Origin of the sequence: Saccharothrix australiensis (genome assembly GCF_003634935.1) — a bacterium.
Classification (GTDB): Bacteria; Actinomycetota; Actinomycetes; order Mycobacteriales; family Pseudonocardiaceae; genus Actinosynnema; species Actinosynnema australiense.
Genome location: NZ_RBXO01000001.1, coordinates 37,923 through 54,528, shown reverse-complemented (window position 1 = coordinate 54,528; position 16,606 = coordinate 37,923). Strand labels below are relative to the sequence as shown.

At 73.9% G+C, this 16,606-nt stretch carries 14 protein-coding genes; 10 read left to right on the top strand and 4 right to left on the bottom strand.

Annotated elements, in window-relative coordinates:
* The first annotated feature begins 55 nt into the window (after window positions 1-55).
* Complete coding sequence (locus tag C8E97_RS00270; RefSeq protein WP_211346882.1) at window positions 56-2,215, top strand: putative bifunctional diguanylate cyclase/phosphodiesterase; 2,160 nt, start codon at window positions 56-58, stop codon at window positions 2,213-2,215.
* A gap of 87 nt (window positions 2,216-2,302) precedes the next feature.
* Here C8E97_RS00270 and C8E97_RS00265 read toward each other — a convergent pair whose 3' ends face one another.
* Entirely contained in the window at window positions 2,303-3,355 is a 1,053-nt protein-coding gene (locus tag C8E97_RS00265; protein WP_246018577.1) for an alcohol dehydrogenase catalytic domain-containing protein, read from the bottom strand.
* Between the two features lie 24 nt (window positions 3,356-3,379).
* Complete coding sequence (locus tag C8E97_RS00260; protein WP_147454964.1) at window positions 3,380-6,079, bottom strand: glycoside hydrolase family 2 protein; 2,700 nt, start codon at window positions 6,077-6,079, stop codon at window positions 3,380-3,382.
* 139 nt (window positions 6,080-6,218) lie between these two features.
* On the opposite strand from C8E97_RS00260, the gene C8E97_RS00255 reads away from it, so the two are divergent.
* From C8E97_RS00255 to C8E97_RS00230, 6 genes are all read left to right on the top strand, one after another.
* A complete protein-coding gene (locus tag C8E97_RS00255; RefSeq protein WP_170211547.1) occupies window positions 6,219-6,815 on the top strand; it encodes a DUF3558 domain-containing protein in 597 nt (198 codons plus the stop codon).
* A 116-nt stretch (window positions 6,816-6,931) separates the two neighbouring features.
* A complete protein-coding gene (locus C8E97_RS00250) occupies window positions 6,932-7,318 on the top strand; it encodes a transcriptional regulator (RefSeq protein ID WP_121000492.1) in 387 nt (128 codons plus the stop codon).
* Between the two features lie 84 nt (window positions 7,319-7,402).
* Window positions 7,403-8,713, top strand: a complete 1,311-nt coding sequence (locus C8E97_RS36390) for a PPE domain-containing protein (protein WP_170211545.1) — start codon at window positions 7,403-7,405, stop codon at window positions 8,711-8,713.
* A 107-nt stretch (window positions 8,714-8,820) separates the two neighbouring features.
* A complete protein-coding gene (locus C8E97_RS00240; protein WP_121000488.1) occupies window positions 8,821-9,627 on the top strand; it encodes an ESX secretion-associated protein EspG in 807 nt (268 codons plus the stop codon).
* A 33-nt stretch (window positions 9,628-9,660) separates the two neighbouring features.
* A complete protein-coding gene (locus tag C8E97_RS00235) occupies window positions 9,661-10,038 on the top strand; it encodes a sterol carrier family protein (RefSeq protein WP_121000485.1) in 378 nt (125 codons plus the stop codon).
* A gap of 94 nt (window positions 10,039-10,132) precedes the next feature.
* Window positions 10,133-10,471: a hypothetical protein gene (locus tag C8E97_RS00230; RefSeq protein WP_121000483.1), complete on the top strand. Its 339-nt coding sequence runs from the start codon at window positions 10,133-10,135 to the stop codon at window positions 10,469-10,471.
* Window positions 10,472-10,490: 19 nt separating this feature from the next.
* On the opposite strand, the gene C8E97_RS00225 is transcribed toward C8E97_RS00230, so the two are convergent.
* On the bottom strand, window positions 10,491-12,476 hold the full coding sequence (locus tag C8E97_RS00225) for an alpha/beta hydrolase (protein ID WP_121000481.1): 1,986 nt from the start codon (window positions 12,474-12,476) through the stop codon (window positions 10,491-10,493).
* Entirely contained in the window at window positions 12,473-12,778 is a 306-nt protein-coding gene (locus tag C8E97_RS00220) for a hypothetical protein (RefSeq protein WP_246018576.1), read from the bottom strand. Before C8E97_RS00220 ends, C8E97_RS00225 begins: the two co-directional genes overlap by 4 nt.
* A 137-nt stretch (window positions 12,779-12,915) precedes the next feature.
* Between C8E97_RS00220 and C8E97_RS00215 the strand changes: the two genes are divergently transcribed.
* The 3 genes from C8E97_RS00215 to purM all read left to right on the top strand — a co-directional run bounded on the left by C8E97_RS00215 (window position 12,916) and on the right by purM (window position 16,537).
* The gene (locus C8E97_RS00215) at window positions 12,916-13,647 is read left to right on the top strand and encodes a maleylpyruvate isomerase N-terminal domain-containing protein (protein WP_121000479.1); all 732 of its coding nucleotides are present in this window, start codon (window positions 12,916-12,918) and stop codon (window positions 13,645-13,647) included.
* A 275-nt stretch (window positions 13,648-13,922) separates the two neighbouring features.
* On the top strand, window positions 13,923-15,446 hold the full coding sequence (purF, locus tag C8E97_RS00210; RefSeq protein WP_121000477.1) for an amidophosphoribosyltransferase: 1,524 nt from the start codon (window positions 13,923-13,925) through the stop codon (window positions 15,444-15,446).
* 17 nt (window positions 15,447-15,463) lie between these two features.
* Window positions 15,464-16,537: a phosphoribosylformylglycinamidine cyclo-ligase gene (gene purM / locus C8E97_RS00205; protein WP_425470438.1), complete on the top strand. Its 1,074-nt coding sequence runs from the start codon at window positions 15,464-15,466 to the stop codon at window positions 16,535-16,537.
* The last annotated feature ends 69 nt before the right edge of the window (window positions 16,538-16,606 follow it).

The following is a 16,606-nucleotide window of genomic DNA, read 5'->3' as shown; positions in this document are numbered from 1 at the left end:
GACCTCGCAACGAGACCGGCCGTATCCTCTGCGTTGTGGCGGTAGGCCGACGGACATGACGGAACAGGTTGACCATCGGGTGGCAGCTCCAGGCCGATCGAACCTCGACCCCGCCGTACTGGCCGGGGCGGAGTCGTTCGCGCGGACCTGGGCCACCGCGGTGATCGGCAGCAGTTACGTCCCGATGACCAGGGCCGAGGTCGCGGAGCACCTCCAGGCGCTGACCGAGGTCCTGGTGCACGCGCTGTACGCGAGCCCGTTCCGCACGGCGCCCGGCTACGAGATCGGCGCACGCCTGGTCGAGGCCCACTTCACCGGCACGGACACGCTGGGCCGCAGCGTCCAGCTGCTCGGCGACGACCTGCTGGCCGAGCTGGGCATCGCGCCGGACGAGCTGATGCGGTCCCGGCTGGCCGCGTTGCAGGGCGCGCTGGCCGCCGGGTACGCGCGTGCGCTGCGCGAGCGGACGCTGGCCGAGCAGGAGGCGATCCGCGCGGCCGTGCTGGACGCCCGCGACCAGGCCGAAGCGGCGCTGCGGGCGTCCGAGGCGCGGTTCCGCGCGATGTTCACCGAGGCCGCGATCGGCATCGGCATCGCCGACATCGAGGGCCGCATCCTGGACGTCAACCAGGCGTTGCAGGAGATGCTCGGGTTCAGCGTCGAGGAAATGCGGCAGTACAACATCCGCGACCTGATGCACCCGGAGGAGGGCTCCGGCGTCTGGCGGCTGTACGACCAGCTCACGGCGGGCGAGTGCGACCACTACCGGGCGGAGAAGCGGTTCCGGCGCGCGGACGGCGAGCAGGTGTGGACGCACCTGACGCTGTCGCTGGTGCGCGACGACCACGGCGACCCGCAGTACCAGGTGGCGATGATCGAGGACGTCACCGACCGGCACCTGCTCCAGAACCGGCTGCGCTACCAGGCGCTGCACGACCCGCTGACCGGGCTGCCGAACCGGGCGCTGTTCCTGGAGCGGCTGGGCCGGGTGTTCAACAACCGGGCGCGGCGGCGCGCGGGACTGTGCTACCTGGACCTGGACGGGTTCAAGGTGATCAACGACAGCCTCGGCCACGACATCGGCGACCAGCTGCTGGTCGAGGTGGGCAGGCGGCTCGACCACTCGGTGTCCGGCGACGGCAAGCTGGTCGCGCGGATGGGCGGCGACGAGTTCGTGATCCTGGTGGAGGGCTCGCGCGACACCCAGGACATCGTGGACGTCGCCGACCGCGTCTTACGGGAACTGGAGTCGCCGATCCGGATCGGCGGGCACGAGCTGACGGTGTCGGCGTCGATCGGGATCGTCGAGCGCGCGCTGGCCGGCACCACCGCGGCGGACCTGATGCGGGACGCCGACATCACGCTGTACTGGGCGAAGGCCGACGGCAAGTCGCGCTGGGCGCTGTACGACCCGGACCGCAACGCCAAGGAGGTCGCCCGGTTCACGCTCTCCGCGACGATGCCCGCGGCGCTGGAGCGCGACGAGTTCTACGTCGACTACCAGCCGCTGGTGCGGCTGGAGGACAGCACCGTGGTCGGCGTCGAGGCGCTGGTGCGGTGGCAGCACCCGGAGTTCGGGCGGCTCGCGCCGGACCGGTTCATCGAGCTGGCCGAGGAGACGGGCCTGATCGTGCCGCTGGGCCGGTGGGTGCTGCGCCGGGCGTGCGAGCAGGCGCGGCGGTGGCGGGAGGAGTTCGGCGAGAGCGCGCCGTTCGTGAGCGTGAACCTCGCCGTGCGCCAGTCCCGCGACCCGGAGCTGGTGCGGGACGTGAAGCGGATCCTCGACGAGTGCGCCCTGCCGCCGAACCAGCTCCAGCTGGAGCTGACCGAGAGCGCGATCATGGGGACCGCCGACGAGCCGCTGGAGGCGTTGCGCGCGCTGTCGGAGATGGGCGTGCGGATCGCGATCGACGACTTCGGCACGGGCTACTCGAACCTGGCCTACCTCAAGCACCTGCCGGTGCACGAGCTGAAGATCGCGGGCTCCTTCATGGAGGGGCTGCGCGCGGCCGACGAGGAGGACGCGGTCGACGTGCAGATCGTGTCGACGCTGGTGCAGCTGGCGCACGCGTTGCGGCTCGGCGTGACGGCGGAGGGCGTCGAGACGCCCGCGCAGGCCAAGCGCCTGCACCGGATCGGCTGCGACACCGGTCAGGGCTGGTTCTTCGCCAAGCCGATGAAGCCCGCCGAGATCGACGAGATGCTGCGCCGCTGAGCGGCGCGGCGCCACCCCGCCGGGCGGTGGGGCGGTGTCGCCGTCGGACGGTGCCGTCGGCCGTCCGGTCGCCGCGCCCCCGGTCGCTCAGGCCAGGTCGACCACGACCTTGACGTCGTCCTCCCGGCGGTCGAGGGCGTCGGTGAAGTCGTCCAGCGGCACGCGGCGGGTGATGAGGCCGGCCAGCCAGCCCCGGTCGGCCCGCGCGAGGGCGTCGGCCCCGGCGCGGTAGTCGGCCAGGGCCGCGTTCACCGTGCCGACGACGGCCTTGTTGTGCAGCACGACGTCGTCGAACACCCTCGGGTCCAGCGGCACGGGGTCCTGGTCGCCGGTGATGCCCGCCAGCACGGTGACGGACGCCCGCAGCACCGAGCCCCGGATCAGCGCCGTGACACCGGTGCACTCGATCGCGACGTCCACGTCGGCGGTGACCTGGTCGACGTCGGTGTGGTAGGCCGCGCCCAGCGCCCGCACCAGGTCGGGCTTCGGCCCGCTGGTCGCCCGGTCCACCACGTGCACCGCGAACCCCTCCTGCACGCCGAGCAGCGCGGCGAGCAGCCCGATCGGCCCCGCGCCGGTCACCAGCACCGAGCGCGCGGGCAGGTGGGAGTGCTCCCACAGCAGGCGGGCCCGCCGCCACGCCTTGGCCACCACGGACGCGGGCTCGGTCAGCACGCCCAGGTCGCCGAGCGACGGGTCCAGCCGCACCGCGAAGCCGGGCGGCACGCTCCACCGCCGCATCCCGTAGCCGTCCAGCTCCTTGATGCCGCGCTCCCGGTAGCGGCCGTTGCGGCAGAAGTCCCAGGCGCCCGCCGCGCACGCCGGGCACGGCACCGGGTCCGGCCGCCGCACGACGCCGGCGACCAGGTCGCCCACCGCGAACCCCGACCCGTCCGGCGCGGAGACCACCCGGCCGAGCGACTCGTGGAACGGCACGATGGCGTCCCGGCCCGGCGGCACCGCGCCGAACCCGTCGCGCACGATCTCGACGTCCGTGCCGCACACGCCGGCCAGCAGCCCGTCCGCCACGACCTCGCCGGGTCGCTCCTCGACGGCCAGGTCGACCACGCGCGCCAGCTCCGGCCGTCCCGGCACCACCTGCGCCGCCCGGATGCCGCCCCGCCCCGTGTCGTCGCCCACGGGGCGAGGCTACGTTCTCCGCGCTCAGCGCACGATCCGGGCGACGTTGTGGCCCGTCACCTCCACGGATGGGGTCGCGCCGCCGAGGTCGGCCGCGCGGTAGCGGGCGTCGAGCGTCACCGACTCGCCCGGCCACAGCGTCACGTAGTTGTCGCTCCAGCGCGTCGGCAGCACCTCCGGTCCGCCGACGCCCTTGCGCACCGACGCCCGCACGAAGAACGCCACGGACGTGCCGGTGTTGCGCAGCGTCACCTCGGTGCCGCCGTCCTTCGCCGCCGTGGTCACCGCCACCCGTCCGGGGCGCAGGCGGTCCAGCTCCCGGTAGTCCGCGTACGCGGTCTGCGGCGTGTGGTACCAGGTGGAGGCGGCGTAGTCGAGCAGGTCGGGCTTCGTGGACAGCCAGTAGACGTTCCGGTCGACCACCGCGCCCCGGGCGTCCGTCAGCAGCAGCCGCGCGAAGTGCGTGGTGGACAGCCCGTCCGGGCGCGGCAGCGCGCCGACCCGCACGGCGCCGTTGGCGCGGCTGGTCACCGGCCGCGCCTCGTCCGCCTTCACCGTGCCGTCCAGGTTGAACAGCGTCACCCGCACGCTCAGGCCGGGCACGTCGGCCAAGCCGGTGTTGACCACCGCCAGCGACCCGTCGTCGTACGAGTACTGCACGTGCAGCGGCCGCAGCGCAGCCTTCGCGCCGAAGTACGACCCGGCCGTGGCGAGGTGGTAGTCGAACAGGTGCCAGTACATCGTCGGCCAGGCGTCGTTCAGCATCCAGTAGATGACGCCCGTGGCCGGCGCGGAGGAGTCCGAGGAGTTCCGCCCGAACGCCTCGAACTGCGCGCGGTTGGCCTCGTAGTTGGCCTGCTGCGCCTTGCGCGCCAACGCCTCCGGCGACGACGGCCGGCCGTAGCGCCGGTCCAGCGCCGTGCCCCAGGACGAGAACCGGTTGAACGTGGTCGACGGCGACAGGTGGTACTGCACCGCGTCGTAGTCGGTCAGCCGCGCGATGTCCGACGGGGTGAGGAACTTCCGCAGCTCGTCCAGCTCCGGCACGGTCGGGCCCGGCCCGATCTCGGACGCGAACCCCGACGCGCCGCCCAACCGCTTGTCGTACCAGTAGTTCGGCGGCACCCACCAGTACGGCCCCGCCATCTTCAGCCCGGACGGGCCCAGCCGCGGCGAGGCGAGCGCCTTCGCCGACGAGATCACCGGCAGGTCCCAGTCGGCGCGCTCCAGCGCGTCCAGGTAGATCCCCTCCAGCTCCGCGCCGGGCGCGGCGTCGCTGCCGATCAGGAAACCCAGCATCGACGGGTGGTTGCGGACGCGCCGCGCCTCGCTCTCCGCCGACTCGCCCGCGACCCGCTTGTCCTCGGCGTCGAACGAGTCGTAGTCCTCCCACTTGGAACAGCACTCCCAGCCGGTGAGCAGCATGATCCCGAGCCGGTCCGCGAGGTCGTACAGCTCGTCGTTCTCCGGTTTGCCCTCCAGCCGGACGGTGTTCAGCCCCATGTCGCGCACCAGGGTCAACTGGTCCTCGATCCTGCGGACGTCCGTGCGCAGGAACAGGTCCGACGCCCACCCGCCGCCGCGCACCAGGAACGGCTCGCCGTTGACGAAGAACCGCCGTCCGCCGCCGTCCACCAGCGACGACGTCACCTCGCGCACGCCGAACCGGGTGGACGCCACGTCCGAGCGCGTGCCGCCCGCGGTCGCCTCCAGCGACGCCGTGTACAGCGGCTGCGCGCCCAGCCCGAACGGCCACCACACCCGCGGCCGCTCGACGGTCTGCGTGAACGAGACCGTCGTGGTCTGCCGCGCCGCCAGCGGCACGCTCCGGTGGAACGGCGCGAGCCCGATCGTGCCGGTCACCTCGGCGGTCACGGGCGCGTCGGTGTTGTTGCGCGCCTCCACCTCCACGGTCACCGCCGCCGACGCCAGGCTCGGCAGCGGCAGGTCGGCCGTGGCGCGGGGGTGGCGCAGCGAGACCGGCCCGGACGCGGTCAGCCGCACGTCCCGGAACAGGCCCTGGTTGCGGTCCGGCGGCAGTTGCGCCCAGTCGATGAAGTGGATCGCGAGGTCGGTCCGCGGGTCGGCCGGCGAGGCCCGGACGGCCAGCGCGTTGTCGCCCCGGCGCAGCAGGCGCGTCACGTCGAACTCGTGCGTCGGGTACGCCCCGACGACCCGGTCCGACCCGGCGACCAGCGTGCCGTTCAGCCACACCTCGCCGCGCGGTATCACGCCGCCGTCGAGCCGGAGGAAGGCGTGCGCGCCGTCGGTCGGCTCGGCCCTGAACACCTTGCGGTACCACCAGGGGACGGCGAAGTCGGCGCGGTCGACCCGCTTGAGGTTGTCGCCGTGGGTCAGGTCCGGGTACCGGTTGTTCGCGACCAGCCCGGCGAGGACCGTGGAGCGGGCGGGCACGGTGAGCCACCCGGTGTCGGCGTAGTCGGGCCTGGAGAGCACGTCGCCGCCCTGCGCGGCGCGGGCGCTGGACTGCATCCGCCAGTCGGGGACCGCGACCGCCGAACCGGGCGACGCGGTGACGGCGAGGTCGGTCGCCGTGACGGGCGGCGGGGCGGCTCGACCGAGGTCGCCCGGACCGGTGAGCGGCGCGCCACCGCCCGGACCGGTGAGCGGCGCGGCGGGTGGCGCGACGGGCTGTGCGACGGCGTCCGGCACGGCGAACGCGAGCACCAGGGCCGCCACGAGCGGTGCTGCTCGTGAGCGCATGGCTCCTCCCCATCCGAGGGCGGCGGCTCTCGCTGATGAGCGTTTCCCGGCCGGGTGACGCCTGGCAATGCGGCTGACGAGTGACGCGAGTGCCCGCGTTCGCGACGCTCCGTGCCCGGTGGTCCGATACGTTGGCCCCATGCGCCGTGCCGTGCCGATCCTCGCCGCCGTGTTGCTGCTCGCGGGTTGCTCCCAGACCACGACCGGTTCCCCGACCTCGGCCTCCGCACCGACCGGGTCGTCCGGGACGTCGGACGCGCCGCCGTCGTCGAGCCGGTCCGGGTCCGCCGCCGAGCCCAAGAAGCGCCCGAAGACGATCAACGTCCGGGACGTCGACCCGTGCACGCTGCTCACCGAGGCCCAGCGCGCCGAGTTCGGCGCGGACCAGGCGCCGCGGAAGAGCACCGTGCCGAACCTCGACTGGTCGGTCTGCTACTTCAACCGCGCCGACCACAAGTACATCGTCGGCGCCACCGTGATCACCACCGAGGGCCTGGAGTTCTACACCGGGAGCGCCAAGCGGGACGAGGCCGAGAAGCTGGAGGTCGGCGGCTTCCCGGCGGTCCTGGTGAAGCGACCGGGCCGCGCGCCGAGCTGCGTCGTCGCGGTCGACGTCTCCGACGGCCAGATGGTGGACGCCAACATCGGCAGCTTCGGCGAGACCGACGTCGACACCCTGTGCCAACTCGCGCCCCGGGTCGCCGGCGCGATCGTGGCAACGCTGATGGCCAAGTAGAACTACTCCAACTACTCCCTTCGCGACGGGAACCGACCACCCGCGTCGTGCATCAGAGCTAGAGTCGTCCCGAATGCACACGCTTGGGGTCTGTGCAGCACTGAGGAGGGTGTGCCGTGTTCATCGCGGATGGTGGTGGGGGGTCCACGTCGACTCCGCCCGAGTACAGCGGGAAGCAGCAGAAGCTGAGCGTCGATCCCACGGCGATCCCCGAGGCGCGCAAGGTCTTCATGGACGCGCTGGCCCGGCTGGAGCCGGAGATCCGCAGCGCGCTGACCGCCGTGCAGGCGCGCCCGTGGGCGGGCGACCCGGTCAGCAAGGAGACCGCCGAGGCGTTCAACCGGGACACCTTCGACGCGGGTGACGCCGCGGCGATCAACGCGATCCTGGCCTACCGCGACCAGCTCCAGGGCTGCGTCGACCAGTTGACCGCGATCGAGGCGGACTACCGCCGCGTCGAGGGCGACAACGTGGCGTCCTGGGGACGCATCCACAACGACTGACCGTGATGGACCACGCACCCGAGGGGGGCGAGCACGATGGGTGACCACCGCTGGCGCGGGTATACCCACCCCGATCTGCACCGCATGATCAACGAAGGGCCCGGCGTCGCCGCCTCCCGTCCCGTGGAGGACGGCTGGAAGGGCCTGTCCGACGCCCTGGCCGAAGTGGACGAGTCGATCCACGCCGCGCTGGGCAAGCTCGGCGCGAAGTGGGAGGGCTCCACCGCCGAGGAGACGCAGGCCGCGCTGTCGCCGCTGGCCGCCTGGGCGGGCGACGCCAAGCAGGGCTCGGACACCATGAAGACGTCCGCGCAGCTCCAGGGCGAGTACATCGCGGACGCCCGGAAGCAGATGCCCGAGCCGGTGCCGGTGACCACCGAGGCGCCGTCGACCGGCGACAAGATCCTCGGCGCGCTGTCCGGCCCGATCGGCATGATGCACGTCATCAAGCAGCAGCAGGACCACGAGGCCCAGGAAGCGGCGCAGGACAACGCCGAGGCCAAGGCCGTCGAGGTGATGAACAACTACCAGTCCAGCAGCGAGTGGAACAGCGGCACGCTGGGCGAGTTCGTGCCGCCGCCGCAGGTCGTGATCGACACGCCGCCGCCGGGTGGTCCGGGCAGCTACAACCAGAGCAGCGCGAACTACACCAGCTCCCAGACGTGGACCCCGCCGGGTGACGGCGGCAGCACGCGGACCTCGTCGGCGCCGCCCGTCGCGCCGCCGCCGCCGGTCGCGCCGCCGCCGAGCATCGTCCCGCCGGGTGGCGGCAACACCCACCCGTCGTGGGCGCCGCCGACCCCGCCGCCTCCGCCCCCGCCCGCCTTCCCGCCGCCCGGCGGTGGGCCGGTGCCCGGTCAGAAGCCGCCCGGCGTGCCGGTCCCGGCGTGGCTGCCGCCGGGCGGAGGACCGCCGAACGGCGGTCCCCCGGTGACGTCCAAGGGCCTGCCCCCTCGACCCGGCATGCCCGGTCCCCGCCTGCCCGGCCACCCCGGTCTGCCCGGACCCGGCGGTCAGGGCCCCGGCGGCCAGGGCCCCGGCGGTCAGGGTCGCGGGTTCGGCCCCGGTGCGCCCGGCGGTCCCGGTGGGCTCGGCACGCCCGGTGGTCCCGGTGCGCCCGGCGGCCAGCCGAGCGCCGCGCCCGGTCGCGGCGGCATGACCGGTGTCGGCGGCTTCGGTCCCGCCGGCCCCGGTGGTCCGGCCGGTCCCGGCGGTGGCGCGCCCGGTCGTCCCGGCGGCCCCGGCGCGGGCGGCATGGGCGCGGGCGCCGGGCACGGCGCGAACGGCGAGGACGACATCGAGCACAAGTCCGCCGACTACCTGGTCGAGGCGGACGACGTGTTCGGCGACGACCGCCTGGTCGCGCCGCCGGTGATCGGGGAGACCCCGAGGTAGGTCCGACGTCGTGGCGTCCAGGCCAGGTCCCGCGCGGACCTGGCCTGGACCGGTTGGTGGGCCCCACCGTCGGGGTGGGGCCGGTGCTTGGTCGACCTGGAGCAGCAGTGACCTATTTCGGGGGGCAGGCGGAGCGGGAACCGATCACCCTCTCCGCCGAGGAGTTCGACGTCCTGTGGGAACGCCTCGACCTCGGCCCCATGCCGTTGGTGATCAAGGTGCCGTCGCCGGGCAGGACGCACGCGGAGCGGGCCGAGCTGGAACGCCGGGTGTGGCACGGCATCGGGGCGCGCGGCCTCGGCGGCCCGACCGGCTTGCACCCGGAGCTGGACTACCTGCTGCGGCTGTTCTTCCGGCCGGAGCGCGAGGTCGACGGCCGGGTGTGGGTGGGCAAGAGCGTCCGCGTGCTGGCCGTGGCGAACGGCGACCACGGCGCGGTGGCGACGCTGGCCGACGACCGGTTGACGTTCCGCCGCGCGGCGGGCAGCGGGCTGCCGTCGGCGGTGCTGGCCACGCTGCCCGCGCACCCGGCGGGCACCGGGCACTCGGTGACGATGCCCAGCGCCGACCTGGAGGCGGCGGTGCAGAAGTCCGACGGCTCGCCCAAGAGCCTGGAGAACTCGCTGCGCGGCCACGGCGTGCGGCAGGAGGACGCGGCCACGCTGGTGAAGATGTTCACCGGCCTCGTGCACACCGGCAACTTCGGCGCGGCGGCCCGTGACCGGTACGGCAAGCGCTGCCGGCCGGACCGCGTGGTGGCGTTCTTCGACACCGAGGACGGCCGCTACCTCCAGCAGCGCCGGGCGTCGAACGGGTCCGTGCCGTGGAGCACCTTCTCGCCGACCGACTCGCGCCGGCTGGCGCACCAGGTGGAGGAGCTGCTCGCCGAGGCCGTGCGGTCGGCCGGGCTCTGACCAGGCGCTCCGCCGCACCGCTAGCCTGGTCGGATGCCGTCGAAACCGGTCGACCCCCACGAGCTGCGCGCCGCCGTCGCCGCTGTGCTGCCCTGGTTGGAGGGCGCCGCCGACCAGCCGGAGCGGCCCGTGCTGGCGGCGGCGGTCCGCCTCAGCCTGCGCACCCTGGAGCAGGTCGCGCCGGGCCGCAGCGTCGAGGTCCGCGTACCGCCGTTCGCCGCCGTGCAGTGCGTCGAGGGCCCCCGGCACACGCGCGGCACGCCGCCGAACGTCGTGGAGACCGACCCGCGGACGTGGCTGAGCCTGGCGGTCGGCCGGCTGGACTGGGCGACGGCGCTGGAGGACGCGCGGGTCACCGCGTCGGGCAGCCGGGCCGACCTGTCCGGCCTGCTGCCGGTGCTGCGCTTCTGACCGCACCCACCCCTGGCGCGGACCTCGTGCCGGCGTGCGGTCGAGGTGCCCGGATTCGCCGGAAACCGGTGCGCGGCCTGGCTAAGCTCGCCGGGTGAAGGCGTTCAGAACGGGTGTGGTCGTGGTGTCGATCGGGTTCCTCGCGGCGTGCGGCGGCGGTGGCGACTGGAGCGGCGACGTCCGGTTCGAGGTCACCGCGGTGAAGCCGGGCGAGGACCTCGTGTCCGGGCAGCGGGGGCCGGGCCGGGTGTCCCTCAAGCTGGACCAGGACCAGCCCGGCTCGCCGATCAGCGACCCGTGGGCCCACCTCGACCAGGTGCCGCCCGGCACCGCGGTCGGCGACAAGCTGGTCTGCACCGTCCACAAGCGCGACGAGAGCAAGCTCGACGACGCCGAGGCGGTGCAGACCATCCGCGCGTGCCGCAAGGCGTGAGCCGGGGCTCGCGCACCGCTCAGAACCAGGACCCCACGGTCCTGTCCCACGCGCCCTTCGCGCCCTCCACCACGTCGCGGCCGGCCTCGACCACGTCGCCGACACCGCCGACCACCACGTCGAGCGTGTCGCTGACGGCCTCCTTGCCGGTGTTCACCAGGCCGGTGCCCGCCTCGGACCAGTTGCCCCGCCACGCCTCGCGCCCGGCGTTGTAGAGCCCGGCGCCCGCGTCGCCCACCAGGTCCGCCGCGCCCGCGCCGACGCTGCCGACCGCGTCCACCACGGGCCCGACGCCGGGCAGGTGCGAACCGGGCAGCGACGGCCCGATCGGCGAGTCGTACCACTTCTGGTCGGTCACCGAGCCGCCGTCGCCGGTCGCGATGCGGGCCAGGTTCCGCACCGACTCGGACTTCGGGTCGTAGTACGCCGAGTGCGCGCCGTCGATCATGGTCGAGCCCGAGGTGCCGAACACCTTCGCGCCGAACCGGTCGTCGTACGGCCCGACCGACGAGCCGTCCTCGGTGAACCAGCTCGAACTGGTGCCCTGCACCACCGGGTCGTGCTCGGTCGCGCCCGCGTAGACGTGGCCGGGGCCCACCGAGAGCTGGTCGACGTTCGACGCGCCCACGCCGGGCGAGCCGACGAACGCGATGTCGTCCGCCGCCAGGCCGTTCATGCCCGCGTAGCCGACGGTCGTGGAGCCGTACGAGTGGCCGACCACGGTCAGGTGCTGGCGGTTGCCCGCGGCCTCGGCGGCGGCGCGGTAGCCGTCGACGTCGGCGACGAGGTTCCGGCCGCCCTCCCGCGCCTGCGCCGGGTTGTCCACCTCGCCGGGCGACCAGCCGGGCGCGTCGTAGCCCAGCCACTGGATGGTCGCGTTGCCGTCCGCGCCCATCGCCTCGCGCAGGTTCGCGGCCTGGCCGACGGAGAAGCTGTCCAGCTCCGAACCGGTGCCGGGCACGCACACCGCGAGGTTCTTGGCGGTGTCCGGGTCGCCGTACGCGATGGCCATGCCGCCGTCGCCGCGCGGGCCGTACGGGTCGTAGGCCAGCACCCGAACGTCGCTCTCGGCCCAGCCCTTGCCCCTGGCCTTCTCCTCCGCGTCGGAGAGGCTGTGCTGGGCCTTCTCGGCGTTCGCTGCCTTGGTGGCGGCTTCCTTCTGCTGCTCGGACAGCTCCGCGTACCGCGGGTCGTTCAGCAGCTTGGTCAGGTCGTCGGACTTGGCCGGGTCGAGGCCCAGCTCCCGCGCGCGGGCGGCCATCTCCGCCTTGAGCCGGTCGCTCTGCGCGCCGAACCGCCGGATGTCGTCCTGGATGCGGGCGCGGTTGGCCTGGTCCAGGACACCGGACGGCAGGCCGCGCAGTCGGCCCAGCTCCTGGAACTTGGTGCGCAGCAGCTCGTCCTGCTGCTCCTTGGTCAACGACTTCCACCAAGCGGCGACCTGCTTCGGGTCGGTGCCCGGACCGGGCACGGCCGCCGTGGTGCGCGCGCCCGGGGCCGCCGTCGCCGCCCAGCCCGCGTCCTTGCCCGCCGTCTCCTGGAAGCCGGGCCGCACGGTGGCCAGCGCCGACGCGTAGGAGCGCAGGACGTTCTCGTAGCCGCCCCTGATGTTGGTGAGCTGCTCGTTGACCCGGTTCGCCAGCTCACGGGTCTGCGCCTCGTCCAGCCCTGGCGGCCGGCCGCGCCAGAAGCCGATCAGCTGGTCGGCGCTGCCGCGCATCTGCGCGTACGCCCGCGACGCGGCCTGCACGATCTCCGCGCCCGCGCCCAGGCGTTCGCCGGCGACCGCGGCCGACCGGCTCGACAGGTCGGCGCGGGCGGCGAACTTCTCCGCCGTGCCGCCGTGCCAGGACGACGTGGCGGTGCGACCGCCGGCCGTCACGGCCTCGCCCGCCCGGCCCACCGCGCTCATCGCGCCGCTGATCGGGTCGGCCGCGGCGGCCACCCGGCCGGCGTCGCCCGCCGCCAGCTGCCCGTACAGGACCTCGGGGTCGACGTGGCTCACGCGAGACCGCCTTCCAGGTCGCGGAACGAGGTGGTCGAGTCGTCGTCGGCGCGCTGGTACGAGTCGGCGTTCTCGACCAGGCCGTCGCCCGCGTCGCGGTACCAGGCCGATCCCCGGCGCAGGTCGTCGGACTGCTCGCCCGACCAGCGGGCCAGCGCGTCGACGAACTCCGCCGCCGCGGGCACCTGGCCGAGCGCGTCCGCGTCGAGCCGGAGCAGCGAGATCAGCTCAGCCCCGTCACCGGTCGCCTCCGCGCCGTCGTGGAACCCCTTCGACGCCTCGCGCAACGTCTCTGGCCGCACACCGAACACGGTCTCCCACCCTTCGTGCCGCCGACCGCTCCGACCGGTGCGACGCACGCGGATCATCATCGGTTCCGCTTCGGCGCGACGCCGGAGTGCGGCACGATGGCGCGGACGGCACAGCTAGGAGGAAACGCGTGGCCGGTGGTTGGCACACCCAGCGGTGGACGGACGAGTTCACCAGGCAGGCGGCGATGTTCCGCGCGGCGGTCGGCGAGGCCGACCCGGCCGCGGCGGTGCCGAGCTGCCCCGGCTGGACGTTCACCGAGCTCGTCCTGCACGTCGGCCGGTTCCTCCAGACCTCGCTGGAGTACCTGCGCAGCGGCAGCACCGCGCGGTTGCGGCTGCCGCCGGTGCCGGTGGACGTGGTGCCGCTGGAGTACCTGGACGCGCAGCTCGCGCTGGCCGCCGAGGTGCTGCCCGCCGTGCCGGGCAACCGGCCCGCCTGGACGTTCTCGCCCGCCTCGCCCGACCTGGCGTGGGTGTGGCACCGCCGCATCGCGCACGAGGTCGACCTGCGGCGGTGGGACGCGCAGGCCGCGCTGCGGTCGCTCGTGCCCGGCGACGCGGACTTCGCCGTCGACGGCATCGAGGAGTCGCTGGGGACGCTGCTGGCCGCGAAGTACGCCGCCGACGTGCCGCCCACCGCCAAGGGCACGGCGCTGGTGCGGCTGACCGACGTCCCGGAGGCGTGGGTGGTCCGGCTGGAGCCCGGCTCGGTGCCCGAGGTGCGGGCCGCGTGGCCCGGCGAGGAGACCGACGCGCTGGTCAGCGGTGAGGCCGTGATCGTGCACTACGGGCTGTGGGGACGGGTGCCGCTGCCCGCCGAGGGCGATCGGGACGTGCTGGGCGTGTTGCGGCTGGACTGACGGCTCGGTGCCCGGACCCCTCGCCGGGGGCCGGGCACCGCGACCGGCGCGAAACCCTTGCTTCGTGTTCGTGGTCACCCTTCTGCCGGTGTGCCGCGCGCCGGAGTGCTCGGCGGGGTGGTGGTCACGGGCCGGTGCATGGCTCCGGTCGGGGGACGGGCTCCGCCGTCGAGGGTGCGTTTCGTCACTTCCCGTGGGCCCCGGTAGGGGTGGTTCACCCCCCGTTCGCCTTACACTCGCAGGTGCAGCCCGACCTCGTCGCTAGGGAGCACTCGGTGGTCACCGACCCGTCAGCAACCGGCCGAAACGACACCGAAGAGCAAGAGCCCCGCGAGGAGTGCGGAGTGTTCGGCGTGTGGGCTCCCGGCGAGGACGTCGCCAAGCTCACCTACTACGGCCTCTACGCGCTCCAGCACCGCGGCCAGGAGGCGGCGGGCATTTCCGTCGGCGACGGCAGCCAGGTGGTCGTCTTCAAGGACCTCGGCCTGGTCAGCCAGGTGTTCGACGAGCAGGTGCTGTCGTCCCTGCACGGCCACGTCGCGGTCGGCCACTGCCGGTACTCCACCACGGGCTCCACGACGTGGGAGAACGCGCAGCCGACGTTCCGCACCACGGCCACCGGCTCCGGCCTGTCGCTGGGCCACAACGGCAACCTGGTGAACACCGCCGAGCTGCTGGCGAAGGCCCGCGAGCTGGGCGTCGACACCCGGCACGGCGCGACCACCGACTCCGACGTGGTGTGCGGGCTGCTCGCCGCGGCGGCGGCCGACATCGGCATCGAGCAGGCCGCGATGCAGCTGCTCCCGACCCTGCGCGGCGCGTTCTGCCTCGCGTTCTCGGACGAGTCGACGCTGTACGCGGCCCGTGACCCGCAGGGCGTGCGCCCGCTGGTGCTCGGCAGGCTGGAACGCGGCTGGGTGGTGGCGAGCGAGACCGCCGCGCTGGACATCGTGGGCGCGTCGTTCGTCCGCGAGGTCGAGCCGGGCGAGCTGATCGCCATCGACGAGAACGGCCTGCGCTCCAGCCGGTTCGCCGCACCGGAGCCCAAGGGCTGCGTCTTCGAGTACGTCTACCTGGCGCGGCCGGACACGACGATCGCCGGGCGCTCGGTGCACGCCACGCGCGTGGAGATCGGCCGCCGGCTCGCGCAGGAGCACCCGGCGGACGCCGACCTGGTGATCCCGGTGCCCGAGTCCGGCACGCCGGCCGCCATCGGCTACGCACAGGCCAGCGGCATCCCGTACGGGTCGGGGCTGGTCAAGAACGCCTACGTGGGCCGCACGTTCATCCAGCCGTCGCAGACCATCCGCCAGCTCGGCATCCGGCTCAAGCTCAACCCGCTGCGGGACGTGATCCGCGGCAAGCGGCTGGTCGTGGTGGACGACTCGATCGTGCGCGGCAACACGCAGCGCGCCCTGGTGCGGATGCTGCGCGAGGCGGGCGCGGTCGAGGTGCACGTCCGGATCGCGTCGCCGCCGGTCAAGTGGCCCTGCTTCTACGGCATCGACTTCGCGTCCCGCGCCGAGCTGATCGCGAACGGCCTGGACGACGACGGCATCCGCCGCTCCATCGGGTCCGACTCGCTGGGCTACGTGTCGCTGGAGCAGCTCGTGGCCGCCAGCGAGCAGCCCAAGACGCGCCTGTGCACGGCGTGCTTCGACGGCGACTACCCAATCCCGCTGCCCGAGGACGCGCTGATCGGCAAGCACCTGTTGGAAGGCATCCGGGGTGTCGCGGGCTCGGCCGCTCCCGTGCTGGCGAACGGGTACGGTGCCGAGGACGCCCTCCGACGGCCCTGAATGGATGCCCGCAGACAATGGAAGCCAGTGACGTGACCGACACCGCCAAGGCCACCTACGCCGCCGCCGGAGTAAGCATCACCGCGGGTGACGAGGCGGTGGAGAAGCTCAAGCCCTGGGCGGCGAAGGCGCACCGGCCCGAGGTCCTCGGCGGCATCGGCGGGTTCGCGGGCCTGTTCAAGCTGCGGCTGGACCGCTGGAAGGAGCCGGTGCTCGCGTCGTCCACGGACGGCGTCGGCACGAAGATCGCGGTCGCGCAGGCGCTGGACAAGCACGACACCATCGGCATCGACCTGGTGGCGATGGTGGTGGACGACCTGGTCGTCTGCGGCGCCGAGCCGCTGTTCCTCCAGGACTACATCGCGGTCGGCCGCGTGGTGCCGGACAAGGTCGCCGCGCTGGTCAAGGGCATCTCGGAGGGCTGCGTGCTGGCCGGGTGCGCGCTGCTGGGCGGCGAGACCGCCGAGCACCCCGGCCTGATGGGCGAGGACGACTACGACATCTCCGGCACGGGCGTCGGCGTCGTGGAGGCGTCCGCGATGCTCGGGCCGGAACGGGTGCGCGACGGCGACGTGGTGATCGCCCTCGGCTCGTCCGGGCTGCACTCGAACGGGTACTCGCTGGCGCGGCACGTGCTGCTGGAGATCGCGCGGATGCCGCTGTCCGGGCACGTGGAGGAGTTCGGGCGGACCCTCGGCGAGGAGCTGCTGGAGCCGACCCGCATCTACGCGAAGGACTGCCTGGCGCTGGCGGCGGAGGCCGAGGTGCGGACGTTCGCCCACATCACGGGCGGCGGCCTGGCGGCGAACCTGGCGCGCGTGCTGCCGGAGGGCCTGCACGCCCGCCTGGACCGCGGCACGTGGACGCCGGCCCCGGTGTTCGCGATGATCGCGCAGCGCGGCCGGGTCGACCGCGAGGAGATGGAGCAGACGTTCAACATGGGCATCGGCATGGTGGCCGTCGTGTCCCCGGAGGACGTGGACCGCGCACTGGCCGTGCTGACCGCCCGCCACGTGCCCGCGTGGGTGCTGGGCGAGGTGGGCCGGTCCGAGGAGCCGACCGCGCTGGTCGGCGACCACCCGAGGTTCTGACGGGCACGCGGCCGGGCGGGCGTCCCCCGCCCGGCCGCGTGCCCGGTGCCGCCCACCGGTCGGTCCGCG

Coding starts and splice junctions, on each gene's coding strand:
- C8E97_RS00270 (WP_211346882.1), top strand. CDS start 56: ATGACGGAACAGGTTGACCATCGGGTGGCAGCTCCAGGCCGATCGAAC.
- C8E97_RS00260 (WP_147454964.1), bottom strand. CDS start 6,079: ATGCGCTCACGAGCAGCACCGCTCGTGGCGGCCCTGGTGCTCGCGTTC.
- C8E97_RS00255 (WP_170211547.1), top strand. CDS start 6,219: ATGCGCCGTGCCGTGCCGATCCTCGCCGCCGTGTTGCTGCTCGCGGGT.
- C8E97_RS36390 (WP_170211545.1), top strand. CDS start 7,403: ATGATCAACGAAGGGCCCGGCGTCGCCGCCTCCCGTCCCGTGGAGGAC.
- C8E97_RS00235 (WP_121000485.1), top strand. CDS start 9,661: ATGCCGTCGAAACCGGTCGACCCCCACGAGCTGCGCGCCGCCGTCGCC.
- purM (WP_425470438.1), top strand. CDS start 15,464: ATGGAAGCCAGTGACGTGACCGACACCGCCAAGGCCACCTACGCCGCC.